This window comes from Escherichia sp. MOD1-EC6162 (assembly GCF_002965125.1).
GTDB classification, from domain to species: domain Bacteria; phylum Pseudomonadota; class Gammaproteobacteria; order Enterobacterales; family Enterobacteriaceae; genus Escherichia; species Escherichia marmotae.
Genome location: NZ_PTSB01000008.1, coordinates 79,009 through 104,469, shown reverse-complemented (window position 1 = coordinate 104,469; position 25,461 = coordinate 79,009). Strand labels below are relative to the sequence as shown.

The window sequence follows — 25,461 nt, the reverse complement described above, 5'->3', positions numbered from 1 at the left end:
TCATCTGTTGGGGAGTATAATTCCTCAAGTTAACTTGAGGTAAAGCGATTTATGGAAAAGAAATTACCCCGCATTAAAGCCTTGCTTACTCCGGGCGAAGTGGCGAAACGTAGTGGAGTGGCGGTATCGGCGCTGCATTTCTATGAAAGCAAAGGTTTGATTACCAGTATCCGTAACAGCGGCAATCAGCGGCGGTATAAGCGTGATGTGTTGCGATATGTCGCCATCATCAAGATTGCTCAACGTATTGGTATTCCGCTGGCGACCATTGGTGAAGCGTTTGGTGTGTTGCCCGAAGGGCATACATTAAGTGCGAAAGAGTGGAAGCAACTCTCATCACAATGGCGTGAAGAACTGGACCGGCGAATTCATACCTTAGTTGCGTTGCGTGACGAACTGGACGGCTGTATTGGTTGCGGCTGCCTTTCGCGTAGCGACTGCCCGTTGCGTAACCCTGGCGATCGCTTAGGCGAAGAAGGTACTGGTGCGCGTTTGCTGGAAGATGAACAAAACTAAAGCGCCACAAGGGCGCTTTAGTTTGTTTCCGGCCTTTGTCTTTCACTCTATCCCGCTGGTACACAGGAGGGTTTCCCCCGACGTCAACACACCTCATTCGAGCACGTGGTGGAGGTTCCGGTTGGTGTTGATACTTTAATTGTATGCCACCGCCGTTTCTTCGCCAGTGCAAAGTGATCCTTTTTAGCCGCAATATTTTTGTCATCTTGCGTGATTTTTTACCGCAAACTTTTGCTACAAGTTGCCTACAAATGCCGTAATTTTGCGCATCGACGATAACGTTTGCGCATCAGTTGCCTGGTTTTTCATCGTCAATACAAGAAAAGGGAAAAAAGCAGCAAACTTCGGTTGAAAAAGCCGCTATGATCGCCGGATAATCGTTTGCTTTTTTTTACCACCCGTTTTGTATGCGTGGAGCTAAACGTTTGCTTTTTGCGACGACCCCGATTGTCGCAAACCAGAAGCAGGAAGATAACGTTTCGCTGGCAGGGGATTGTCCGCCACGCATCTTGACGAAAAATAAACTCTCAGGGGATGTTTTCTTATGTCTACGCCATCAGCGCGTACCGGCGGTTCACTCGACGCCTGGTTTAAAATTTCACAACGTGGAAGCACTGTTCGTCAGGAAGTGGTTGCCGGGTTAACAACGTTTCTGGCGATGGTCTATTCGGTTATCGTCGTTCCGGGCATGTTGGGCAAAGCGGGCTTCCCGCCAGCGGCCGTTTTTGTTGCGACTTGTCTGGTTGCCGGGATGGGTTCTATCGCGATGGGGTTGTGGGCCAATCTACCATTGGCTATCGGCTGCGCCATCTCCCTGACTGCATTTACCGCATTCAGCCTGGTGCTGGGGCAACATATCAGTGTTCCGGTGGCGCTGGGTGCTGTGTTCCTGATGGGGGTGCTGTTTACGGTTATTTCCGCAACAGGTATCCGTAGCTGGATTTTGCGCAACTTACCGCACGGCGTGGCGCATGGCACGGGGATTGGTATCGGCCTGTTTTTGCTGCTGATTGCTGCCAACGGCGTCGGTCTGGTGATTAAAAACCCGCTTGATGGTTTGCCGGTTGCGCTGGGTGATTTCGCGACATTCCCGGTGATTATGTCGCTGGTAGGTCTGGCAGTGATCATCGGCCTGGAAAAACTGAAAGTACCGGGCGGCATTCTGCTGACCATTATCGGTATCTCGATTGTGGGCCTGATCTTCGATCCTAATGTCCATTTCTCCGGCGTTTTTGCCATGCCTTCATTGAGTGATGAGAACGGCAATTCGCTAATTGGCAGCCTGGACATTATGGGGGCACTGAACCCACTGGTCTTGCCGAGCGTGTTGGCGCTGGTGATGACGGCGGTCTTTGACGCTACCGGAACCATCCGTGCAGTTGCTGGTCAGGCGAATCTGCTGGATAAAGACGGGCAGATTATTGACGGTGGTAAAGCACTAACTACAGACTCCCTGAGTAGCGTTTTCTCCGGCCTGGTTGGCGCGGCACCGGCTGCGGTATACATCGAGTCTGCGGCGGGTACAGCGGCGGGCGGTAAAACCGGCCTGACGGCTATCACCGTTGGCGTGCTGTTCCTGCTGATTCTGTTCCTCTCTCCGCTCTCTTATCTTGTTCCGGGTTACGCAACGGCTCCGGCGCTGATGTACGTTGGCCTGCTGATGCTGAGCAACGTGGCGAAAATCGACTTTGCTGATTTTGTCGATGCAATGGCGGGTCTGGTAACGGCAGTATTCATCGTGCTGACCTGTAACATCGTAACAGGCATCATGATCGGCTTCGCGACTCTGGTGATTGGTCGTCTGGTCTCTGGCGAATGGCGTAAGCTGAACATTGGTACGGTCGTTATCGCCGTGGCGCTGGTCACCTTCTACGCGGGTGGCTGGGCTATCTAATCTTTAATAAGATTCTGAAAACGGGTAGCAATTGCTGCCCGTTTTTATTTTCTCCGTACATTGTGTGAGCTTTTGCGATATTCTGAAAAACTGAGAATCCGGGTATAAAACCTTTCTCAAATCATAAAAAACATCGCAAACAGGGAACGCATGGAAATCTTCTTCACCATACTGATAATGACCCTCGTGGTCTCGCTGTCCGGGGTGGTCACTCGTGTCATGCCCTTTCAGATCCCGCTTCCGCTTATGCAAATCGCCATTGGTGCGCTACTGGCGTGGCCGACGTTTGGTTTGCATGTGGAATTTGACCCAGAACTCTTTTTAGTCTTATTTATCCCGCCGTTGCTGTTCGCGGATGGCTGGAAAACGCCGACCCGCGAATTTCTTGAGCATGGCCGGGAGATCTTCGGTCTCGCGCTGGCGCTGGTCGTCGTCACCGTGGTCGGCATTGGCTTCCTTATTTACTGGGTGGTGCCAGGTATTCCGCTGATCCCCGCTTTTGCGCTGGCGGCGGTGCTCTCTCCGACCGATGCTGTAGCGCTCTCCGGGATTGTTGGAGAAGGGCGCATACCGAAAAAAATTATGGGCATCTTGCAGGGCGAAGCGTTGATGAATGACGCCTCCGGCCTGGTGTCGCTGAAGTTTGCCGTGGCAGTCGCGATGGGGACGATGATCTTCACCGTTGGCGGCGCGACGGTCGAATTTATGAAAGTGGCAATTGGCGGTATTCTCGCCGGTTTTGCGGTGAGCTGGCTGTATGGTCGCTCGTTGCGTTTCCTGAGTCGCTGGGGCGGTGATGAACCGGCAACGCAGATCGTACTGCTGTTCCTGCTGCCGTTCGCCTCTTATCTTATTGCCGAACATATTGGCGTTTCCGGCATCCTCGCAGCGGTTGCCGCCGGTATGACCATCACCCGCTCCGGTGTGATGCGCCGTGCGCCGCTGGCGATGCGACTGCGTGCCAACAGCACCTGGGCGATGCTGGAATTTGTCTTTAACGGTATGGTGTTCCTGCTGCTGGGCCTGCAATTGCCGGGCATTCTGGAGACGTCGCTGATGGCGGCGGAAATCGACCCCAACGTCGAAGTCTGGATGCTCTTTGTCGATATCGTGCTGATTTATGTCGCCTTAATGCTGGTTCGTTTTGGCTGGTTGTGGACGATGAAAAAGCTCAGTAACCGCTTCCTGAAGAAGAAGCCGATGGAGTTTGGTTCGTGGACCACACGAGAAATCCTGATCGCGTCTTTCGCTGGGGTGCGCGGGGCAATCACTCTGGCCGGTGTGCTCTCCATTCCTCTGCTGTTGCCGGATGGTAACGTCTTCCCGGCGCGTTATGAGCTGGTGTTCCTGGCGGCTGGCGTGATTCTCTTCTCGCTGTTTGTTGGTGTAGTGATGTTGCCTATTTTGCTGCAACACATTGAAGTCGCGGATCATTCCCAGCAGTTGAAAGAGGAACGCATTGCACGCGCGGCAACGGCTGAAGTAGCGATTGTGGCGATCCAGAAAATGGAAGAACGTCTGGCGGCGGACACCGAAGAGAACATCGATAACCAGTTGCTCACAGAGGTGAGTTCTCGTGTGATTGGTAACCTGCGTCGTCGCGCCGATGGGCGTAATGATGTTGAAAGTTCAATCCTGGAAGAAGACCTGGAACGCCGCTTCCGTCTGGCGGCACTGCGTTCTGAACGTGCTGAACTGTACCACCTGCGCGCCACGCGGGAGATCAGCAACGAAACGCTGCAAAAATTATTGCACGATCTTGATTTGCTGGAAGCGTTGTTAATTGAAGAAAATCAGTAACGCTCTGACGGCGTAAGATAGCCTGACGCAATCGGTAAAAAGGTGCAGTACATCGCACCTTTTTACCGTTGGTCAGGCGACCAGGGACAAACGGAGATTAATGCGCGCGGCCCTGCTCAACGCCAAAGCCGGTCTGGGAACGGATAAATTGCGCACGGAACAGTTCACGCTCGCGCGCGCCTTCCGCTGAATTATCGGTTGCCGAGAAGAACCAGATACCGAGGAATGCCACGGAGATGGAGAACAACGCCGGGTATTCATACGGGAAGATGGCTTTTTCGTGACCGAGGATCTGCACCCAAATCGTTGGGCCGAGGATCATCAACACTACCGCTGTAATCAGGCCTAACCAGCCGCCCAGCATCGCACCACGCGTAGTCAGTTTCGACCAGTACATGGAAAGCAGAATGATTGGGAAGTTACAGCTCGCGGCGATAGCAAACGCCAGACCCACCATGAAGGCGATGTTCTGATTCTCAAACAACACGCCGAGGATAATCGCAATCACACCCAAAATCAGCACGGTGATTTTCGATACCCGCAGCTCTTCACGTTCGGTCGCGCCTTTTTTGAAGACGTTGGCGTACAGATCGTGAGAAACCGCCGATGCGCCTGCCAGCGTCAGACCTGCAACCACCGCGAGGATGGTGGCGAAAGCAACCGCTGAAATAAAGCCGAGGAACAGGTTGCCGCCCACCGCATTGGCCAGGTGAACCGCCGCCATGTTGTTACCGCCAATAAGATGGCCCGCCGCATCTTTATATTCCGGATTTGCACCGACCAGCATGATCGCACCAAAGCCGATAATAAAGGTCAGGATATAGAAGTAACCCATAAAGCCGGTGGCGTAGAACACGCTCTTACGCGCTTCGCGAGCATCGCTAACCGTAAAGAAGCGCATCAGAATGTGCGGCAGACCTGCTGTACCAAACATCAGTCCCAGCCCCAGCGAGAGTGCGGAGATTGGATCTTTTACCAACCCGCCCGGCTTCATGATGTCGACACCTTTCGGGTGTACTGCCATCGCTTCGCTGAACAGATTGTTGAAGCTAAAACCGACGTGCTTCATCACCATAAAGGCCATAAAGCTGGCACCGAACAGCAGCAAAACGGCTTTGATAATCTGTACCCAGGTGGTTGCTAACATGCCGCCAAACAGGACATACATCATCATCAATACGCCAACCAGAACCACGGCGATGTGATAGTTAAGGCCGAACAGCAGCTCGATCAGTTTACCCGCACCAACCATTTGGGCGATGAGATATAGCGCCACCACCACCAGAGACCCACAGGCCGAAAGAATGCGGATTGGCCCTTGTTTCAAACGGTATGAGGCGACATCCGCAAAGGTATAGCGACCCAGGTTACGCAGACGTTCGGCAATCAGAAACAGAATGATTGGCCAGCCTACCAGGAAGCCCAACGAGTAGATCAGGCCGTCATAACCGGAGGTAAACACCAGCGCGGAGATCCCCAAAAATGAGGCGGCAGACATATAGTCACCGGCTATCGCCAGACCGTTCTGGAAGCCGGTGATATTACCGCCTGCGGTGTAGTAGTCGTTACGGGAACGCACGCGTTTTGATGCCCAGTAGGTGATACCAAGCGTAAACACGACGAAAATCAGGAACATAATAATCGCCTGCCAGTTTGTTGGCTGGCGTTCTACGGCCCCGCTAATGGCATCCGCGGCGTTCGCTGCGAAAGGGAGTGTGGCGGCAAGCGCCGTCATAACTCTTTTCATGACGCTTGTACCTCATGCAGGACTTCGTTATTAAGGCGGTCGAATTCGCCGTTCGCCCGCCAGATGTAGATACCAGTGAGAACAAAGGAGATCACAATCACCCCGACGCCAACGGGAATACCGCGTGTGACGCTGGTGTTCGGATTCAGCGGAGTGCCCAGCCAGCCAGGCGCAAAGGCAATCAGTAAAATAAAGCTGATATAAACTGTCAGCATAATAATCGACAGGATGGTGGCAAACCGTTGCCGTTTTTCGACCAACTCCCTGAAATGCGCATTGTCTTCTATCCGCTGATAAATAGTGCCATTCATCACAGATTCTCCAGAGGTAATGTAGGGATTGTTTTAATTCCCGCTCCCTTGTGGGAGAGGGTTAACGCCCAGGTAACCCATAGCCTGATGCGCTTTTTCAGGCCTACAGCCGTTGCCGAATGTAGGCCGGATCGCATCAGGCAATTGTGGGTTACGATGGCATCGCGATAGCCTGCTTCTCTTCAAGCAGCTTCTCGACCACGCCAGGATCGGCAAGCGTCGAGGTATCGCCCAGGTTGCTGGTATCGCCCGCCGCAATTTTGCGCAAAATACGGCGCATAATTTTGCCGGAGCGGGTTTTAGGCAGGGAGTCGGTCCAGTGCAGCACGTCTGGCGTCGCCAGCGGGCCAATCTCTTTACGCACCCAGTTGCGGACTTCTGCGTACAGTTCTGGTGACGGTTCCTCCCCGTGATTAAGCGTGACGTAGGCGTAAATCGCCTGGCCTTTAATATTGTGCGGAATACCGACCACCGCGGCCTCGGCTATCTTCGGATGCGAAACCAGCGCCGATTCAATCTCCGCAGTCCCCAGACGGTGACCAGAAACGTTCAGTACATCGTCCACACGCCCGGTGATCCAGTAATAACCATCTTCATCACGACGCGCGCCGTCGCCGCTGAAATACATATTTTTGAAGGTGGAGAAATAGGTCTGTTCAAAACGTTCATGATCGCCAAACAGCGTACGCGCCTGGCCCGGCCAGGAGTCAGTCATCACCAGGCTGCCTTCGGTCGCGCCCTCCAGCGGATTGCCTTCATTATCTACCAGTGCCGGTTGCACACCGAAGAACGGACGCGTTGCCGAACCGGCTTTCAGTTCGGTAGCGCCAGGAAGTGGGGTAATCATGAAACCGCCGGTTTCGGTCTGCCACCATGTGTCGACCACCGGGCATTTCTCGTTGCCGATCTTCTTCCAGTACCACTCCCACGCTTCCGGGTTTATTGGCTCGCCTACTGAACCGAGAATGCGCAGCGACGAACGGTCGGTGCCTTCAATCGCTTTATCGCCTTCCGCCATCAGTGCGCGAATGGCTGTTGGCGCGGTATAGAGAATATTGACCTGATGCTTATCCACCACTTGCGCCATACGGGCAGGCGTCGGCCAGTTTGGCACACCTTCAAACATCAGCGTGGTCGCGCCGCAGGCCAGCGGGCCGTACAGCAAATAACTGTGCCCGGTAACCCAGCCCACATCGGCGGTACACCAGTAGATATCACCCGGATGATAATCAAAGACGTATTTAAAGGTGAGCGCCGCGTAAACCAGATAACCGCCGGTAGTGTGCAGCACGCCTTTCGGTTTTCCGGTAGAACCGGAGGTATAAAGAATAAACAGAGGATCTTCGGCGTTGACCTCTTCCGGCTGGTGCTGATCGCTGGCTTGCTCAACCAGGTCGTGCCACCACAGGTCGCGGCCTTCCTGCCAGCCGATTTTTCCGCCAGTACGCTTCAGTACAATGACATGTTCAACGCTGGTGACATTCGGGTTTTTCAGTGCGTCATCAACGTTTTTCTTCAGCGGAATGCTGCGCCCGGCACGCACGCCTTCATCAGAGGTGATCACCAGTCGTGAGTTAGAGTCGATAATGCGCCCGGCCACCGCTTCCGGTGAGAAGCCGCCGAAAATCACCGAATGCACCGCGCCAATACGGGCGCAGGCCAGCATTGCGACCGCAGCTTCCGGCACCATTGGCATATAAATCGCCACAACATCGCCTTTTTTAATGCCCAGCCCGAGCAGGGTATTGGCGAAGCGGCAAACGTCGCGATGCAGCTCTTTATAGCTGATATGTTTGCTCTGGCTGGCGTCGTCGCCTTCCCAGATGATGGCGGTACGATTGCCATTTTCTTGTAAATGGCGATCAAGGCAGTTTGCCGCCAGATTCAGCGTGCCGTCTTCGTACCATTTAATCGAGACGTTACCCGGGGCAAAGGAGGTGTTTTTCACCTTCTGGTACGGTTTGATCCAGTCGAGAATTTTTCCCTGTTCGCCCCAAAAAGTATCTGGTGCGTTAATGGATTGTTGGTACATCGCCTCATACTGCTGAGGGTTTATCAGGCAATGGTCTGCGATGTTGGCAGGAATAGTGTGTTTGTGAATTTGACTCATGCTTTTGTTCTCCTTGTAGGATGTTAATAATATGTGGCATAAGCGTTAAATGTAGGGGTATTGGTAGTTTTGTTTAGTATTTGGGCGGCAGATCACGCAAAAGCAGAATAGTGCAAATAAACGGCAGGGTATTTTTGAAGGTCACTAACAAAAGTTGATTAATTCTTTGAGGAACATGCAGTTATGCATACCGTTGGAAACGGGAAAAATACCGACTAACTCTAAAGTGGTATTTTACATGCACTTACAATTGATTAAAGACAACATTCAGAGTGTGGTTATTTGTTACACATAGGGGCGAGCAATGTCATGACAGTGTATGTGCGGTTACTGTTATGAAAAAACAATAAAAACTGCCATTGCCTCAATGGCAAAATTTGGATGAAGCCCCTATGACAAGGATAAAAATAAACGCACGCCGTTTCTTCAGCTTGTTGGTTCCTTTTTTCTTTCTCACTTCTGTTCACGCTGAACAAACGGCCGCTCTCGCGAAACCTGTAACTGTGGAAGCGAAGAATGAAACCTTTGCCCCGCAGCATCCCGATCAATATCTCTCCTGGAAAGCCACCTCGGAACAGTCAGAGCGTGTTGACGCACTGGCGGAAGATCCACGACTGGTGATCCTGTGGGCGGGGTATCCTTTCTCGCGCGATTACAACAAACCGCGCGGTCATGCCTACGCCGTTACCGATGTGCGCGAAACCCTGCGTACCGGTGCGCCGAAAAATGCCGAAGATGGCACGATGCCAATGGCCTGCTGGAGTTGTAAAAGCCCGGACGTGGCGCGTTTGATCCAGAAAGACGGAGAAGATGGTTACTTCCACGGTAAATGGGCGCGCGGGGGCCCGGAAATCGTCAACAACCTGGGCTGCGCTGACTGCCATAACACCGCTTCGCCAGAGTTCGCCAAAGGCAAACCAGAGTTAACTCTTTCCCGTCCGTATGCGGCACGTGCGATGGAAGCCATTGGTAAGCCTTTTGAGAAAGGTGGTCGTTTTGACCAGCAGTCGATGGTCTGCGGTCAGTGCCACGTGGAGTATTACTTTGACGGTAAAGATAAAGCCGTTAAATTCCCGTGGGATAACGGCATGAAAGTCGAAAATATGGAGCAGTATTACGACAAAATTGCCTTCTCCGACTGGACCAACTCCCTGTCGAAAACGCCGATGCTGAAAGCGCAACACCCGGAATATGAAACCTGGACTGCGGGCATTCATGGCAAAAACAACGTGACCTGCATCGACTGTCACATGCCGAAAGTGCAGAACGCGGAAGGCAAACTCTACACCGACCATAAAATTGGCAATCCGTTTGATAACTTCGCCCAGACTTGTGCGAACTGTCATACCCAGGACAAAGCCACGCTGCAAAAAGTGGTCGCGGAGCGTAAACAGTCGATTAATGACCTGAAAATCAAGGTTGAGGATCAACTGGTTCACGCTCACTTCGAAGCGAAAGCGGCACTGGATGCAGGCGCTACGGAAGCCGAGATGAAGCCGATTCAGGACGACATCCGTCATGCCCAGTGGCGTTGGGATCTGGCGATCGCTTCCCACGGCATTCATATGCATGCACCGGAAGAAGGTCTGCGGATGCTCGGCACGGCGATGGATAAAGCCGCTGATGCGCGTACCAAACTGGCGCGCCTGCTGGCGACCAAAGGTATCACCCATGAAATCCAGATCCCGGATATCTCGACCAAAGAGAAAGCCCAGCAGGCAATTGGCCTGAACATGGAACAAATCAAGGCCGAGAAGCAGGACTTTATCAAAACGGTGATCCCGCAGTGGGAAGAGCAGGCACGTAAAAACGGTCTGTTAAGCCAATAACCCCGTTCCGTCTCGCAAGGGGCGGAAAACACAATGGAGTGAATATGAGCGTATTACGTTCGTTATTAACTGCCGGGGTGCTGGCGTCGGGCCTGTTGTGGAGCCTGAACGGAATTACCGCTACCCCTGCAGCGCAGGTATCTGATGATCGCTACGAAGTTACCCAGCAGCGTAACCCGGACGCCGCCTGTCTGGACTGTCATAAGCCAGACACCGAAGGTATGCATGGCAAACATGCTTCCGTTATCAACCCGAATAACAAACTGCCGGTTACCTGCACCAACTGTCACGGCCAGCCGTCGCCGCAACATCGCGAAGGGGTGAAAGATGTGATGCGCTTTAACGAGCCGATGTACAACGTTGGAGAGCAGAACAGTGTCTGTATGTCCTGTCATCTACCGGAACAGTTGCAAAAAGCATTCTGGCCGCACGATGTTCATGTCACTAAAGTGGCGTGCGCCAGTTGTCATTCCCTGCATCCACAGCAAGATACGATGCAGACGTTAAGTGACAAAGGACGGATTAAGATTTGCGTCGATTGCCACAGCGATCAGCGCACCAATCCGAACTTTAACCCGGCGTCTGTTCCGTTGCTTAAGGAGCAGCCATGACCTGGTCTCGTCGCCAGTTTCTCACCGGCGTCGGCGTGCTGGCAGCCGTCAGCGGCACCGCAGGGCGCGTGGTGGCGAAAACGTTGAATATCAATGGCGTGCGTTACGGCATGGTGCATGACGAGTCGTTATGCATCGGCTGTACCGCCTGTATGGATGCTTGTCGGGAAGTGAACAAGGTGCCGGAAGGTGTTTCGCGCCTGACGATTATTCGCAGCGAGCCGCAGGGCGAATTTCCTGATGTGAAATATCGCTTCTTCCGTAAGTCTTGCCAGCACTGTGACCATGCGCCGTGCGTTGACGTCTGCCCGACCGGTGCATCTTTTCGCGATGCCGCCAGCGGGATTGTCGATGTTAATCCGGATCTCTGCGTCGGTTGTCAGTACTGCATCGCCGCCTGTCCGTACCGCGTGCGCTTTATCCATCCGGTCACGAAGACCGCGGACAAATGCGACTTCTGCCGTAAGACCAATTTGCAGGCCGGTAAGCTGCCCGCGTGCGTTGAGGCTTGCCCGACGAAGGCGCTGACATTTGGCAATCTGGATGATCCCAACAGTGAAATTTCAAAACTGCTGCGCCAGAAAACCACTTACCGCTACAAGCTGGCGCTGGGAACCAAGCCGAAGCTGTACCGCGTGCCGTTTAAATACGGGGAGGTAAGCCAATGACTCAGGCTTCCGCATTTCATTTTGAATCGCTGGTGTGGGACTGGCCGATTGCCATCTATCTGTTTTTAGTGGGAATTTCTGCGGGGTTGGTGACGCTGGCTGTGTTGCTGCGTCGTTTCTATCCACAGGTGGGCGGTGCAGACAGTACGTTGCTGCGTACCACGCTGTTTGTCGGGCCTGGCGCGGTGATCCTCGGTTTGTTGATCCTCGTCTTCCACCTGACGAAGCCGTGGACCTTCTGGAAACTGATGTTCCACTACAGTTTTACCTCGGTGATGTCGATGGGGGTGATGCTGTTTCAGCTCTACATGGTGGTGCTGGTGCTGTGGCTGGCGAAAATCTTTGAACAAGATTTGCTTGCCCTGCAACAACGCTGGTTGCCGAAGCTGGGGATCGTGCAAAAGGTTCTGACCCTGCTGACGCCTGTTCATCGCGGGCTGGAAACGCTGATGCTGGTGCTGGCGGTGTTGCTGGGGGCTTATACCGGTTTTCTGCTGTCGGCGCTGAAATCGTATCCGTTCCTCAATAACCCGATTCTGCCGGTGCTGTTCCTGTTCTCCGGCATCTCGTCCGGTGCGGCAGTGGCGCTGATCGCCATGGCGATACGCCAGCGCAATAACCCGCATTCCACGGAAGCGCACTTTGTTCACCGTATGGAAATACCCGTTGTATGGGGTGAAATCTTCCTGCTGGTGGCGTTTTTCGTCGGTCTGGCGTTGGGCGATGACGGTAAAGTGCGGGCGCTGGTGGCAGCATTGGGCGGCGGTTTCTGGACAGGGTGGTTCTGGCTTGGCGTTGTCGGGCTGGGGCTGATTGTGCCAATGCTGCTCAAACCGTGGGTGAATCGCAGTTCCGGCATTCCCGCCGTGCTGGCGGCGTGTGGAGCCAGCCTGATCGGTGTGTTGATGCTGCGCTTTTTCATTCTCTACGCTGGGCAGTTGACGGTGGCGTAGGCCAGAAAAGAGGTGGTTTCTGGACGTATTCCTTCCTGAAGTCGGTTTTCTGGCGTTGTTGTTAAGTCTCGGGGTCAACGTGTTGACCCCGTTGACGACCTTCGTGGGTGTGCTACTGCGCTGGCCTGCTATGATGCGGCTCACCAGCATCGGCACTCTGGCACAGTTCGCGCTCCTGCTGCTTGCCTTTGGCGTACTGACGTATTGTTTTCTCACCAGCGATTTCTCGGTTATTTATGTCGCTCAACATAGCTACAGTTTGCTGTCGTGGGAACTCAAACTGGCGGCGGTGTGGGGCGGTCATGAAGGTTCGTTGATGCTTTGGGTGCTGTTGCTTTCCGCCTGGAGCGCGCTGTTTGCCTGGCATTATCGGCAGCAAACCGGGTCGCTATTTCCGCTCACGTTAGCCGTTTTATCTCTCATACTCGCCGCGCTGCTGCTGTTTGTGTTGCTGTGGTCTGATCCCTTTGTGCGCATATTCCCACCAGCAATCGAAGGCCGCGATCTCAATCCGATGCTGCAGCATCCAGGTCTTATCTTCCATCCGCCGCTGCTTTATCTCGGCTATGGCGGTTTGATGGTGGCGACGAGTGTGGCGCTGGCGAGTTTACTGCGCGGCGAGTTTGATGCAGCCAGCGCCCGTGTCTGCTGGCGATGGGCGCTGCCGGGATGGTGTGCATTAACGGCGGGGATCATCCTCGGTTCCTGGTGGGCCTATTGTGAACTGGGTTGGGGCGGCTGGTGGTTCTGGGACCCGGTGGAAAACGCCTCCTTATTACCCTGGCTTTCTGCCACTGCGCTGCTGCACAGTTTGTCTCTGACTCGTCGGCAGGGAATTTTCCGCCACTGGTCGCTGTTGCTGGCGATAGTTACGCTGATGTTGTCGCTGCTGGGTACGTTGATTGTTCGTTCCGGCATTCTGGTTTCGGTTCATGCGTTCGCGCTGGATAACGTTCGCGCCGTGCCGCTGTTCAGCCTGTTTGCACTGATTAGCCTTGCGTCTTTGGCGCTGTATAGCTGGCGGGCGCGGGACGGTGGCTCTGCGGTGCGTTTTTCGGGGTTATCGCGGGAAATGTTAATTCTCGCAACGCTGTTACTGTTTTGCGCGGTGCTGCTGATCGTACTGGTGGGAACGCTGTATCCGATGATTTACGGCCTGCTGGGCTGGGGGCGTCTCTCCGTTGGTGCGCCGTATTTTAATCGCGCGACATTACCGTTTGGTTTGTTGATGCTGGTGGTGATTGTGCTGGCGACGTATGTCTCTGGCAAACGTGCACCGCTTCCGGCGCTGCTGGCACATTCTGGCGTACTGTTATTTGCCGCCGGGATCGTGGTTTCCAGCATTAGCCGTCAGGAGATCAGCCTGAATTTACAGCCGGGTCAGCAGGTGACGCTGGCGGGTTACACCTTCCGTTTTGAACGCCTCGATCTGCAAGCCAAAGGCAATTACACCAGCGAAAAAGCGGTAGTGGCGCTGTTTGACCATCAGCAACGTATTGGTGAACTGACGCCGGAGCGGCGTTTTTATGAAGCGCGCCGTCAGCAAATGATGGAGCCGTCTATTTGCTGGAACGGCATCCATGACTGGTATGCAGTGATGGGGGAGAAAACCGGGCCAGATCGATACGCTTTTCGTTTGTATGTACAAAGCGGCGTGCGCTGGATCTGGGGGGGAGGGTTGTTGATGATTGCGGGTGCATTGCTAAGCGGATGGCGGGGGAGAAATCGCGATGAATAAATTGCTTCTCACGTTACTGTTGATATTTGCCTGTTTTGCACACGCCCAGGTCGTAGACACCTGGCAATTCGCCAATCTGCAACAACAGGAACTGGCGTTAAATATTGCCAGTCAGTTACGTTGCCCGCAGTGTCAGAATCAGAACTTACTGGAATCCAACGCGCCGGTGGCAGTCAGTATGCGTCATCAGGTTTACAAGATGGTGGCGGAGGGGAAAAGCAAAGCTGAGATTGTCGGCTGGATGACCGAACGCTACGGTGATTTTGTCCGCTATAACCCACCGCTGACCAGCCAGACGCTGCTCCTGTGGGCGCTGCCAGTGGTGTTGTTACTGCTGATGGCGCTGATCCTCTGGCGGGTGAGGGGGAAACGATGAAACAGCCTCAAGTGCCGGTAAAAACGCTGGTGGCGCTGGCGGTTGTGATGGCGCTGCTCTGTATCGGCGGTTATCTGTTAAGTCCGAAATGGCATGCGGCACGTGCGGAGTATCTGCGCCAGCGCGATCCGTTACATCAGTTTGCCAGCCAGCAAACACCGGAGACACAGCTTCAGGCATTGCAGGATAAAATTCGCGCCAACCCGCAAAATAGCGAACAGTGGGCGCTGCTGGGCGAGTATTACCTGTGGCAAAACGATTACAGCAATTCGCTGCTGGCGTACCGTCAGGCGCTGCGACTGCGCGGTGAGAACGCTGAACTGTACGCGGCGCTGGCGACGGTGCTTTATTACCAGGCCAGCCAGCATATGACCGCCCAGGCTCGTGCGATGATCGACAAAGCCCTGGCGCTGGACGAAAACGAAATCACCGCCCTGATGCTGCTGGCTTCTGATGCGTTTATGCAGGCGAACTACGCGCAATCCATCGAACTATGGCAAAAAGTGATGGATCTCAACTCACCCAGGGTAAACCGGACACAGTTGGTTGAGTCGATTAATATGGCAAAACTGCTGCAGCGGCGATCGGATTAATCATCCGGAGCTGAAGATTATGCTATTGAGCTGCATAAAAATTAACCGAATGAACGCATTCAGAAAATAATCACCAATCAGTATTATTGCAAATTAAACAAATAAAAATCTTTCCATAACAAATGGTTATGCATTAATCTTGCCATAAACTCGCGTTATTATGCATTAATGCAGCGAAAAGCTCTGTTGTTAAAGGGTTGCGCAACATACCGCGCAAATGATACTGATCATAAGCGTTAAAAAAATCTACAAACCAACGCAACACAATTCATGCCCTGGCAGTATGTCACGTTCTCACGTTTTTGAACGGGAGAGCGGCGCTCCATTGAGGAAGTTATTCTGATGAAAAATATAAAATTCAGCCTGGCCTGGCAGATTCTGTTTGCTATGGTGCTGGGCATTCTCCTGGGAAGTTACCTGCACTACCATAGCGACAGCCGCGAATGGCTGGTCGTCAATTTGCTCTCTCCGGCGGGTGATATTTTTATCCACCTGATCAAAATGATTGTTGTGCCGATTGTTATCTCTACGCTGGTTGTTGGGATTGCAGGTGTTGGTGATGCTAAACAACTCGGACGAATTGGCGCGAAAACCATTATCTACTTCGAGGTGATCACCACCGTCGCTATCATTCTGGGGATCACTCTGGCGAACGTCTTCCAGCCCGGTTCCGGGGTGGATATGTCGCAGTTGGCGACTGTCGATATTTCGAAATATCAGAGCACCACGGAAGCGGTACAAAGCAGTTCCCACGGCATAATGGGCACTATTTTGTCGCTGGTGCCGACGAACATTGTGGCGTCGATGGCGAAAGGCGAAATGCTGCCGATCATCTTCTTCTCGGTGCTGTTTGGTCTGGGACTTTCCTCCCTGCCCGCGACGCATCGTGAACCGTTGGTGACCGTGTTCCGCTCCATCTCCGAAACCATGTTTAAAGTGACTCACATGGTGATGCGTTACGCGCCGATTGGTGTGTTTGCGTTGATTGCGGTGACAGTAGCTAACTTTGGTTTTTCTTCTCTGTGGCCGCTGGCGAAACTGGTGCTGCTGGTGCATTTTGCCATTCTGTTCTTTGCGCTGGTGGTGTTGGGAATTGTGGCGCGCCTGTGCGGGTTAAGCGTCTGGATCCTGATTCGTATTCTGAAAGACGAGCTGATTCTGGCGTACTCCACTGCCAGCTCTGAAAGTGTGCTGCCGCGGATTATCGAGAAGATGGAAGCCTACGGCGCACCAGCGTCAATCACCAGTTTCGTGGTGCCAACTGGTTACTCCTTTAACCTCGATGGTTCGACGCTGTATCAAAGTATTGCCGCTATCTTCATCGCCCAGTTGTATGGCATTGACTTGTCCATCTGGCAGGAAATCATTCTGGTACTGACGCTGATGGTGACCTCGAAAGGGATTGCTGGCGTGCCGGGCGTGTCGTTTGTGGTGCTGCTGGCAACGCTGGGTAGCGTGGGGATCCCGCTGGAAGGCCTGGCGTTTATTGCCGGTGTTGACCGTATCCTCGATATGGCGCGTACTGCGCTGAACGTGGTGGGTAATGCGCTGGCGGTGCTGGTAATTGCCAAGTGGGAACACAAATTTGACCGCAAAAAGGCGATGGCCTACGAGCGTGAAGTGCTGGGCAAATTTGATAAGACGGCGGATCAGTAATTGAAGATTGCCGGGAAGTTATATCCACCCGGCAATGTGTGGATGCCTGATGCGACGCTTACCGCGTCTTATCAGGCCTACGCCAGACTGCACAATAGCCTGATTTAGCGTAATTTTTGTAGGTCGGATAAGGCGTTTACGCTGCATCCGACACCCCAATTTTAGCCATTAGTTAACTTTTCAAATTCTTCACATCCGGTATCAAACCCTTCCATACAGCTCAGGTTCAACCAGTGCAGCGCCTTTTGTTTGTTCTTCTCGATAAAACCTTCTTCACCGTTTAAGAACATCATTCCCGCCCAGTACTCGGAATACCCGGTACGGGAAATGGTAGAGCTACGCTTGAAATACCAGGTTGCTTTGTCATCGTCGGCCTTGATGCCCACGCCGTTGGCGTAAATTAAGCCAAGCAGCATTTGGGCATCAACGGCGGAGTCGTTCTCCAAATCTTCCGAGGCGTTTTCTAACAGTGAAATCGCTTTCGGATAATCCGGTTTACCTGCCTGGGTATTAACCAGAATATGTGCCAGCGTCACTTCACCTTCTTTACTGCCCGCTTGCGCCGCTTTTTCGGCAAGCACTTTTGCTTGTGGATAGTCCAGACTGACCGGATTAGTGATTTTGATCTGCGCTAACAGCGCGCAGGCATCGGCATCACCGCTGTCAGCGGCTTTCTGTGCCCAATATTCGGCTTTGCTCAAGTCGCCGGAGCTAAACCAGCTATCGGCAAGAAAATATTGTGCGCGTTTATCTCCGGCCTCTGCTGCCTTTACATACTGGCTGCCTGGCTCGGAGTCGTCCGCGTGGGCAAAGAATGTCAAAAATAACATCAAAGTGATAATTTTTTTCATTTTGATAATGAGGTTTGGTAGGGTATAGACAGTATAAAGTGTTCGGATGGACAAAAAAACAACTGTAAAAAGACCTGCAGGCAGAATGATTTAATGCGATGTAAGGATTTTTAATCCATCCGATGCTCACCTTTTTCCAGAGCGTTGCGATCGAAAAATCGCTGAATTTTCCCTCCATCCATCATTGCCGCCCGGTCAGACATGTGCGCGATGACATCTGCATCGTGGCTGACCAGCAGATAGGTCATTTGGTGCTTCCGCTTCAGTTGATTCAACAAATTAAGAATTTCCGCTTGTACCGACATATCCAGTGCTGAGGTGGGTTCATCCAGCAGAAGAAGTTGTGGCCGTAATAATAGGGCGCGAGCAATAACCACACGTTGTCGCTGACCACCGGAAAGTTGATGCGGGTAGCGGCGAGCGGCGTCGGCAGGTAAACCAACTTGTTCCAGTGCGGTATGGACGTGTTTTTCTATTTCACGTTCACCACGGATTTTGAGCGGTTCAGCCAGCGTTCGCCACAACGTATGATTGGGATGCAATGAGGCATAGGGATCCTGAAACACCATTTGCACATTGCGGCGGAGATCGCCCTGAAAACGCATGCCTGGTTTGATGGTGTGCCCAAACAGCGATACCTGGCCGCGCCAGTCGCGCTGTAATCCGGCAATTACGCGCAAAATTGTGGATTTTCCACAGCCTGATTCGCCAATTAAGCTAAATGTTTCTCCGGCATTAACCGAAAAACTGGCGGCTGAAACTGCGGTTTTCTCAGCAAAAGTAACCTGCAAGTGATTAATTTCAACAATCGTCATGGTATTTCTCCGGCGTCATCGCCGTCCTGTCCAGCGTCGGCAGCATCTGTCCGTAAGTTTGCGCACTCGGGCGGCAAGTCCACAGTGTGCGCGTGTAAGGGTGTGTTGCTGTGGGTAGCGCATCGGCGCGCATTTCATCCACCTTACTTCCCTGATACATCACCAGCACCCGATGGCAAAATTGGGCAACTAATGGCAGGTCGTGACTGATCAGCAGCATCGCCATCTGTCGTTGTTCACACAGGGTCACCAGCAGTTCCAGAATCTGATTGCGCAGGCGAACATCCAGTGCTGATGTTGGCTCATCGGCAATCAATACCCGGGGATTGTTGATGAGCGCAATTGCAATCATCACTCGCTGCCCCATCCCGCCAGAAAGTTCTCGTGGATAGCTTTGCAACACTCGCGTATTAAGGCCGACAGCCTGAATTGCGGTATTTATTTTCTCTTCTTTTTCGCGGCGACTCAGGCGTTGGTGAAGCGTAAGTGCCTCTTCCAGTTGCGCTTTCACAGTTTTCACAGGATTAAGTGCATAACGCGGATCTTGCAATACCATTGCGATATCGTTACCGCGCAGTTGTTGCCATCCACGCGCGTTAAGGGTGAGCGCATCACGACCCAGGATGTTAAGTGTGTCTGCGGTTACCACTCCGGGTTTGCGTACCAGCCCCATCAGGGCGCGGGCGGTCATGGACTTACCCGAACCTGACTCACCGACCAGCGCCAGACGCTCATTGCCTAATGTAAAACTGATATTGTTAACGACCCGGGAACCCGGATAGTCGACACAGAGATTGTTGATACTAAGGCGCGGATCAGTCATGTTGTGGCTCCAGAACATCGCGCAAGCCATCGCCCAGTAGATTAAAGGCCAGGCTGGCAATTAAGATAATTGCGCCGGGCGCGGCGGCAATCCACCATTGATCGAAAATGACCTGCATACCATCAGCGATCATGGCTCCCCATTCCGCCATTGGCGGACGAGCACCAAGACCAAGAAAACCCAGGCCAGCAGCCGCCAGAATGATGCCTGCTAAATCCAGCGCCAGGCGGACAATGGCCGATGGCAGGCACAATGGCAAAATATGACCAATAAGCAGACGCCAGCCGCGGATGCCCATCATCTCTGCAGCAGCAAGATAATCACTGTGTCGTAGACGTTGGATCTCACTGCGCGCCTGACGCGCATAAGCGGGCCAGGTGGTTAACGCCAGCGCCAGCGCGCCGTTAACCAGCCCCGGCCCCAGCATGGCAACGAAAGCAAAGGCCAGAATCAAACGCGGCATTGACATCACCACGTCAGTAAAACGCATCAGCACGCGTTCCAGCCAGCCGCCATAGTATCCGGATAAAATGCCAATCAGCAGGCCGACCGGGAGTGTAATGATGGTCACCAGTGCCACCAGACCCAGCGCTGGTCGGCTGCCGTAGATTAAACGTGAAAGCAGATCTCGCCCGTAACTATCTGTTCCGAGCCAGTGCTGGCTACCCGGCGCTTGTAACCGTGCAGCCGCATCCTGCCAGTTAGGATCGTGAGGAGCCAGCCACGGCGCGAAGAGCGCAATTAGCATCAATAACAGGATAATTATCAAACCGCAGAACGCGGCGGGTGAATGACGCAAACGGCGTAAAAAGAGAAACATCGGCATCAGCGCAACCTCGGATCGGTCAGCCGGATCAGCAGGTCGGTGAGGTTATTTATCAACACAAAGCAGACGCCAATCAGCAATGTTCCCCCCATGATTGCTGTAGTGTCGCCCGCGAACAGCGCCGTGGTGAGATAGCGCCCAATGCCCGGCCATGAAAAGACAGTTTCTGTCAGTACCGCGCCTTCCAGCATCGATGTATAGGCGAGAGCGATAACGGTGAGCAAGGTGCCGCGAATGTTGGGCAAAACATGACGTAGCAAAATTGTCATCTCGCTGGCCCCTTTGGCGCGCGCCAGCAGAATATATTCTTTATTCATTTCGCCAAGACAAGCGGAACGTGTCAGGCGCGTAATACTGGCGAGTGAGAAGTACGCCAGTAATAAAACCGGCAGTATCAAATGGTTGATGGCATTGGTAAACGCCTCGCGATCGCCAGAAAGCCACGTATCAATCAGCGCAAATCCGCTGCGGGGTTCAATGGTGAATTGATAAATATCATCCAGCCGACCCGGTCCGGCACTCCATTGCAGTCTGGCGTAAAACAGTGCCAGCATCAGCAGACCAAGCCAAAAAATGGGGACGGAATTTCCCAGCAGAGTCAGTGTCCGCACGGCGAAATCCAGCGGTGAACCGACATAACGGGCGCAAAGTACACCCGCAATAACGCCGACAACGGAGCCGACAATAAGCGCCAACGTCGCCAGTTCCAAGGTCGCCGGAAACGCCGATAGCAAGTCCTGGAGAACCGGTTGCCCGGTAGCGCTGGCAATGCCGAGATCGCCGTGAGCCAGATTCACCAGGTAATGCCAGAACTGGACGGCTAACGGTTGATCTAACCCTAACTGGTGGCGCACCTGATCATAGGTGGACTGGCTGGCGTGATCGCCAACGATTTGCAGTACCCGATCGACCGGTGAGAGGGCCGAAAGCGCAAAGGTAATCAGCAGCAGGCCGAGCAACGTCAGAGAGACGGTAAACAGTCCCTGCAAGAGCGCGAGCAGAGGGCGTTTGCCTCGCCATCTCGCGTGAGTGGAAAAAGCGGCAGACATGATCTTTCCATACAGTGAAAAATCAGCGACTGGTCTGCAGTGCGGACCAGCCCTGGTAACCGCGCCCGATAACGTTGTCGGGCGCGAGTGGCGTACAGGATTATTTGGTTACCTGATCAAACCAGACCATATCGGCATTCAATCCTTGTTGATAACCCTGCACATTATCACGCATGACAATTTGCGTTTTGCCTTGATCAATAAAGACATACGGGGAACTACGTTGCAGTTCTTGTTGCATTTTTTTATATAAATCAAGACGTTTAGCATTATCGGGTTCAGCGACTGCCGCCAGCGTTTCTTTGTTCAGTTCCGGGATTTTCCAGCTATTTAACCCGGCAACGGTGCTGGATTTGCCATCGTTATAGGCGAAAGAGCTGGCGTTGGAATGTGCGTCAAAATAATCAGGCAACCACATACGAATGGCCCCCTGATGCTGATGGGCGCGAACCCGTGAGTAAACCTGGCTCCCCGCGGCTGGCAGCAAATCCACTTTTACACCACCTTGAGCAAAGCTGGCCTGAATTGACTGCGCGATGGTAATAAATGGCGGTTTATTTTCGACATCAAGCGTGAAGTGCGGGTCTTTGATTCCAGCTTTAGCGAGGATCTCTTTTGCTTTGGCAGGATTAAAGGTGAACGGTGTCTCTTCCAGTGCTCCGGGGAAACCTACTGGCAGGAAACTTTGATGGGTAAAGTATTGTCCTTTCAGCAGATTTTTGGTGATGCCGTCGTAATCGACCAACCAGCGAGCAGCTTCCCAGAACGCAGGATTACTCATCAGCGGGTTATCCTTGTTACCGGTATTAAAGGCCAGATAGTTCTGCTCAGCGGAGGCAATACTCATCACTTTGACGCCAGGTTTACCCTGTAATGCATCAATTTGGTCTGCCCCCAGATCGCGAGCCATATCAGCATCGCCTTGTTGGATCAGCAGGCGACGCGTTGCAGGATCGGGAACATTTTTGATGATGACGCTTTTCAGCTTCGGTGCGCCGGTCGGTGAACTGGCGTTGGCTTCCATCACGATGGCCTGATGCGGTTGGTAGGTACGCATTTTAAACGCGCCGCTGCCAGCGGAATGCATCTTCAGCCATTCATTACCAAAGTCGTTATTTTTGGCGTTTGGCGCAACCAACTTCTCGTCAACAATTGAGGCAATTGGCGTAGAGAGAATATTCAGCGCCAGCGCCGGACTGACGTCAGCACTCCACTGTACCTGGACAGTATGGTCGTCGATTTTCTTCAACTGGCTGGCGATATTTTCCGGTTGCCAGCCCAGTACATTGAGAATAAACGCACCGGACTTATTCAGCGTGACGGCACGGACATAAGAGTAAATCACATCTTCCGGGCGCACCGGATTACCGGAGGCAAATTTCGCATCGCTTTTGAGTTTTATGGTCAGCGTTTTTGCTACAGGATCAGCCTGCCAGCTTTCGGCCAGAATCGGAGTGATTTTCGCGGGATCGTTACGATCCGGCTGCACAACGCGTTGATACAGGCTTGGTACAGTCTGAATACTGGAGAGTTCATTAGCTTCTGCCGGATCCAGACTCACAATATCATCCAGTCCCTGGGCAACAACCAACGTATTCGGCGGTGTCGCGGCAAAGGCGGTGGCGGAAATTGCGCTTAATACCAGTAAAGATAATAGTTTTTTAATCATATGCTTCCCAATCCCTGAAGTTACTTTGAGGTTATCAATACGCTATCTGACGGGGCATTACTGCATAAATTGCGCCAAAATATCCCTTTAATAGAGCATGTTAGACGGTCGATGATTTCTCACCTTGCCGAAATTTTAATCATCAAATGTAAAGTATTATTACGTTAGGTCGCGATGAGAATTGAGTAAAGATAATTCTCATTTGCACTTGTGATTGGATGAGAATAACAACGGAGAGGATGTCGCTGATAACCAGGATGGACTGGTCTGACTGCGCGGGTATGTATAAAAAATCCGGAAACGGATGAGCGTTCCCGGATTGATACAAAGGCGTTGGGTAATACCGTCGCCTTTAACGTGAGTTAAAGCGGTATTACGCCAGCGCCGCTTCGCGCAGGCGAGTTTTCAACTTGTTGTACTCGTCAATCACGTACTGCTCGGCGGCGCGCTGATCGGAAATCGGCTCGACGCGCACGGCGCAGTATTTGTACTCCGGCGTTTTGGTAATCGGGCTTAAGTTTTCGGTAACCAGCTCGTTACAGGCACCAATCCACCACTGGTAGGTCATGTAAATCGCCCCTTTGTTCGGACGATCGCTGACCTGCGCGCGGGTGATAATTTTGCCTTTACGCGAGTGCACCCAAACTAGTGCCTCATCTTCAATACCCAGACGTTTTGCGTCTTCGGTATTGATTTGTGCGTAGCCAGGTTCATCAGCCAGAGCTGCCAGTGCCGCACAGTTACCGGTCATAGAACGACAGGAGTAGTGCCCAACTTCACGCACCGTTGACAGTACCATTGGATACTCGTCGGTGAGTTTGTCGATTGGCGCTACCCAGTCGCAAGTGAAGAACTGCGCCAGGCCGTTCGGGGTATCAAACTTCTCTTTAAACAGATAAGAAGTCCCCTGATCGGCATCTGAAGTATCGCGGCAAGGCCACTGAATGAAGCCCAGTTCGCCCATTTTCTCGTAAGTCGCACCGTAGAAATCCGGGCACAGATGACGCAACTCATCCCAGATCTCCTGGGTATTGTTGTAGTGCATCGGATAACCCATACGGGTGGCAATTTCACTGATGATTTGCCAGTCCGTTTTCAGATCCCACTTCGGTTCAACCGCCTTGAAGAAACGCTGGAAACCACGGTCAGCCGCAGTATAGACACCTTCATGTTCGCCCCACGAGGTTGACGGTAAAATGACATCCGCCGCTGACGCAGTTTTGGTCATAAAGATGTCCTGGACGATGACCAGTTCCAGATCTTCAAAGGCTTTACGTACTGCCGACAGTTCCGCGTCAGTTTGCAGCGGATCTTCGCCCATAATGTACGCCGCACGGACTTCGCCATGCGCTGCGCGGTGCGGTAACTCGCTGATGCGGTAACCGGTATGGGCTGGCAGACTTTCTACACCCCAGGCTTTGGCGAATTTCTCGCGGTTAGCCGGATCTTTCACGTACTGATAGCCAGGATACGTATCTGGCAGTGCGCCCATATCGCAGGCACCCTGCACGTTGTTCTGACCACGAACCGGGTTAACGCCCGCATGCGGCTTACCGAGGTTACCAGTCAGCATTGCGAGGCTGGTCAGAGAACGCACGGTTTCCACGCCCTGATAGAACTGGGTAACACCCATGCCCCACAGAATGGATGCGCTTTCCGCCTGGGCATACATCCGCGCCGCCTGACGAATCTCACTGGCACTGACGCCGGTGATATCTTCAACCGATTCCGGCGTGTAGCCTTCAACGATTTTACGATACTCTTCAAAGCCTTCCGTACGGGAAGCGACGAACGCTTTGTCGTACAGATTTTCTTCAATAATGACATGACCCATCGCATTTAACAGCGCGATGTTCGAGCCGTTTTTCAGTGCGATGTGCATGTCAGCAATGCGCGCAGTTTCAATTTTGCGCGGATCGCAGACGATAATTTTCGCCCCGTTACGTTTAGCGTTAATCACGTGATTCGCTACGATCGGGTGGGAATCCGCTGGGTTGTACCCAAAGACGAACACTAAATCGGTATTATCAATTTCGTTAATGGCATTGCTCATTGCGCCGTTACCGACCGATTGGTGCAGACCTGCAACCGATGGGCCGTGTCAGACGCGAGCGCAGCAGTCAACGTTATTAGTACCAATAACGGCGCGCGCAAATTTTTGCATTACATAGTTGGTTTCGTTACCCGTACCGCGCGAGGAGCCGGTCGTCTGGATGGCATCCGGACCGTACTTCTCTTTGATGGCGCTCAGGCGCTCGGCAACGTAATTTAGTGCCTCATCCCAGGAAACAGGTTCGAGTTTGCCGCCACGCTGGCGACGGATCATGGGGGTTTTCAGGCGCGGGGTCAGGATCTGGGTATCGTTAATGAAATCCCAGCCATAATAACCCTTCAGACACAGAGTACCCTGGTTGGTTTTCCCCTGCGCTGCCTCCGCCCGGACGATTTTGCCGTTATCGACGACCAGGTTGATTTTGCAACCTGATGCGCAATATGGGCAAACCGTGACGACTTTTTTCATCGGTCTCGCTCCAGTTAATCAAATCACGCATACGCGCTCTCGACTACAGTATGCATCTTTTATGCCACCTTTTATTTGGGGACATTCCCTGATATTACGGGCGCT

The 25,461-nt window shown here is 52.9% G+C and carries 21 protein-coding genes; 11 read left to right on the top strand and 10 right to left on the bottom strand.

What is annotated here, in order from left to right:
- Positions 1 to 51: 51 nt before the first annotated feature.
- The 3 genes from soxR to A9587_RS09140 all read left to right on the top strand — a co-directional run bounded on the left by soxR (position 52) and on the right by A9587_RS09140 (position 4,210).
- Positions 52 to 516 (top strand): redox-sensitive transcriptional activator SoxR, encoded by a 465-nt coding sequence (gene soxR, locus A9587_RS09155; RefSeq protein ID WP_000412428.1) that lies wholly within the window; start codon positions 52 to 54, stop codon positions 514 to 516.
- 544 nt (positions 517 to 1,060) lie between these two features.
- Positions 1,061 to 2,410 carry a guanine/hypoxanthine transporter GhxP gene (gene ghxP, locus A9587_RS09145; RefSeq protein WP_000106896.1) on the top strand — a complete coding sequence of 450 codons (1,350 nt, stop codon included), beginning with the start codon at positions 1,061 to 1,063 and terminating at the stop codon, positions 2,408 to 2,410.
- 150 nt (positions 2,411 to 2,560) lie between these two features.
- Positions 2,561 to 4,210: a Na+/H+ antiporter gene (locus tag A9587_RS09140; RefSeq protein WP_000402197.1), complete on the top strand. Its 1,650-nt coding sequence runs from the start codon at positions 2,561 to 2,563 to the stop codon at positions 4,208 to 4,210.
- A 97-nt stretch (positions 4,211 to 4,307) separates the two neighbouring features.
- Here the strand turns inward: A9587_RS09140 and actP are convergent, their stop codons facing one another.
- The 3 genes from actP to acs all read right to left on the bottom strand — a co-directional run bounded on the left by actP (position 4,308) and on the right by acs (position 8,378).
- A complete protein-coding gene (gene actP, locus A9587_RS09135; RefSeq protein ID WP_000832601.1) occupies positions 4,308 to 5,957 on the bottom strand; it encodes a cation/acetate symporter ActP in 1,650 nt (549 codons plus the stop codon).
- Positions 5,954 to 6,268: a DUF485 domain-containing protein gene (locus A9587_RS09130; protein ID WP_001517575.1), complete on the bottom strand. Its 315-nt coding sequence runs from the start codon at positions 6,266 to 6,268 to the stop codon at positions 5,954 to 5,956. The genes actP and A9587_RS09130 overlap by 4 nt, the downstream gene beginning before the upstream one ends.
- 151 nt (positions 6,269 to 6,419) lie before the next feature.
- Positions 6,420 to 8,378: an acetate--CoA ligase gene (acs, locus tag A9587_RS09125; RefSeq protein WP_000078190.1), complete on the bottom strand. Its 1,959-nt coding sequence runs from the start codon at positions 8,376 to 8,378 to the stop codon at positions 6,420 to 6,422.
- A 392-nt stretch (positions 8,379 to 8,770) separates the two neighbouring features.
- On the opposite strand from acs, the gene nrfA reads away from it, so the two are divergent.
- The 8 genes from nrfA to gltP all read left to right on the top strand — a co-directional run bounded on the left by nrfA (position 8,771) and on the right by gltP (position 16,802).
- Positions 8,771 to 10,207 carry an ammonia-forming nitrite reductase cytochrome c552 subunit gene (gene nrfA / locus A9587_RS09115; RefSeq protein WP_105263467.1) on the top strand — a complete coding sequence of 479 codons (1,437 nt, stop codon included), beginning with the start codon at positions 8,771 to 8,773 and terminating at the stop codon, positions 10,205 to 10,207.
- Positions 10,208 to 10,251: 44 nt separating this feature from the next.
- Positions 10,252 to 10,818 (top strand): cytochrome c nitrite reductase pentaheme subunit, encoded by a 567-nt coding sequence (gene nrfB, locus A9587_RS09110; RefSeq protein ID WP_010377524.1) that lies wholly within the window; start codon positions 10,252 to 10,254, stop codon positions 10,816 to 10,818.
- Complete coding sequence (nrfC, locus tag A9587_RS09105) at positions 10,815 to 11,486, top strand: cytochrome c nitrite reductase Fe-S protein (protein ID WP_000220276.1); 672 nt, start codon at positions 10,815 to 10,817, stop codon at positions 11,484 to 11,486. The genes nrfB and nrfC overlap by 4 nt, the downstream gene beginning before the upstream one ends.
- Positions 11,483 to 12,439 carry a cytochrome c nitrite reductase subunit NrfD gene (gene nrfD / locus A9587_RS09100; protein WP_001517578.1) on the top strand — a complete coding sequence of 319 codons (957 nt, stop codon included), beginning with the start codon at positions 11,483 to 11,485 and terminating at the stop codon, positions 12,437 to 12,439. Before nrfC ends, nrfD begins: the two co-directional genes overlap by 4 nt.
- Positions 12,440 to 12,458: 19 nt before the next feature.
- Positions 12,459 to 14,177, top strand: a complete 1,719-nt coding sequence (locus A9587_RS09095) for a heme lyase CcmF/NrfE family subunit (protein ID WP_172953843.1) — start codon at positions 12,459 to 12,461, stop codon at positions 14,175 to 14,177.
- Complete coding sequence (gene nrfF / locus A9587_RS09090; protein WP_105263465.1) at positions 14,170 to 14,553, top strand: heme lyase NrfEFG subunit NrfF; 384 nt, start codon at positions 14,170 to 14,172, stop codon at positions 14,551 to 14,553. Before A9587_RS09095 ends, nrfF begins: the two co-directional genes overlap by 8 nt.
- A complete protein-coding gene (gene nrfG / locus A9587_RS09085) occupies positions 14,550 to 15,146 on the top strand; it encodes a heme lyase NrfEFG subunit NrfG (protein WP_105263464.1) in 597 nt (198 codons plus the stop codon). The genes nrfF and nrfG overlap by 4 nt, the downstream gene beginning before the upstream one ends.
- Positions 15,147 to 15,488: 342 nt before the next feature.
- A complete protein-coding gene (gltP, locus tag A9587_RS09075; protein WP_000789606.1) occupies positions 15,489 to 16,802 on the top strand; it encodes a glutamate/aspartate:proton symporter GltP in 1,314 nt (437 codons plus the stop codon).
- A 161-nt stretch (positions 16,803 to 16,963) separates the two neighbouring features.
- On the opposite strand, the gene yjcO is transcribed toward gltP, so the two are convergent.
- The 7 genes from yjcO to fdhF form a co-directional block, all read right to left on the bottom strand.
- Positions 16,964 to 17,653, bottom strand: a complete 690-nt coding sequence (gene yjcO, locus A9587_RS09070; protein WP_000720930.1) for a Sel1 family TPR-like repeat protein YjcO — start codon at positions 17,651 to 17,653, stop codon at positions 16,964 to 16,966.
- 110 nt (positions 17,654 to 17,763) lie between these two features.
- A complete protein-coding gene (locus A9587_RS09065) occupies positions 17,764 to 18,468 on the bottom strand; it encodes an ABC transporter ATP-binding protein (protein WP_038354730.1) in 705 nt (234 codons plus the stop codon).
- Positions 18,455 to 19,291 carry an ABC transporter ATP-binding protein gene (locus tag A9587_RS09060; RefSeq protein ID WP_016262784.1) on the bottom strand — a complete coding sequence of 279 codons (837 nt, stop codon included), beginning with the start codon at positions 19,289 to 19,291 and terminating at the stop codon, positions 18,455 to 18,457. The genes A9587_RS09065 and A9587_RS09060 overlap by 14 nt, the downstream gene beginning before the upstream one ends.
- On the bottom strand, positions 19,284 to 20,117 hold the full coding sequence (locus tag A9587_RS09055; RefSeq protein ID WP_001131973.1) for an ABC transporter permease: 834 nt from the start codon (positions 20,115 to 20,117) through the stop codon (positions 19,284 to 19,286). The genes A9587_RS09060 and A9587_RS09055 overlap by 8 nt, the downstream gene beginning before the upstream one ends.
- A complete protein-coding gene (locus A9587_RS09050; RefSeq protein WP_001517583.1) occupies positions 20,117 to 21,166 on the bottom strand; it encodes an ABC transporter permease in 1,050 nt (349 codons plus the stop codon). The genes A9587_RS09055 and A9587_RS09050 overlap by 1 nt, the downstream gene beginning before the upstream one ends.
- Before the next feature lie 100 nt (positions 21,167 to 21,266).
- A complete protein-coding gene (locus A9587_RS09045) occupies positions 21,267 to 22,835 on the bottom strand; it encodes an ABC transporter substrate-binding protein (protein ID WP_016249478.1) in 1,569 nt (522 codons plus the stop codon).
- A 373-nt stretch (positions 22,836 to 23,208) separates the two neighbouring features.
- Complete coding sequence (gene fdhF / locus A9587_RS09040) at positions 23,209 to 25,356, bottom strand: formate dehydrogenase subunit alpha (RefSeq protein WP_077627668.1); 2,148 nt, start codon at positions 25,354 to 25,356, stop codon at positions 23,209 to 23,211.
- Positions 25,357 to 25,461: the final 105 nt, after the last annotated feature.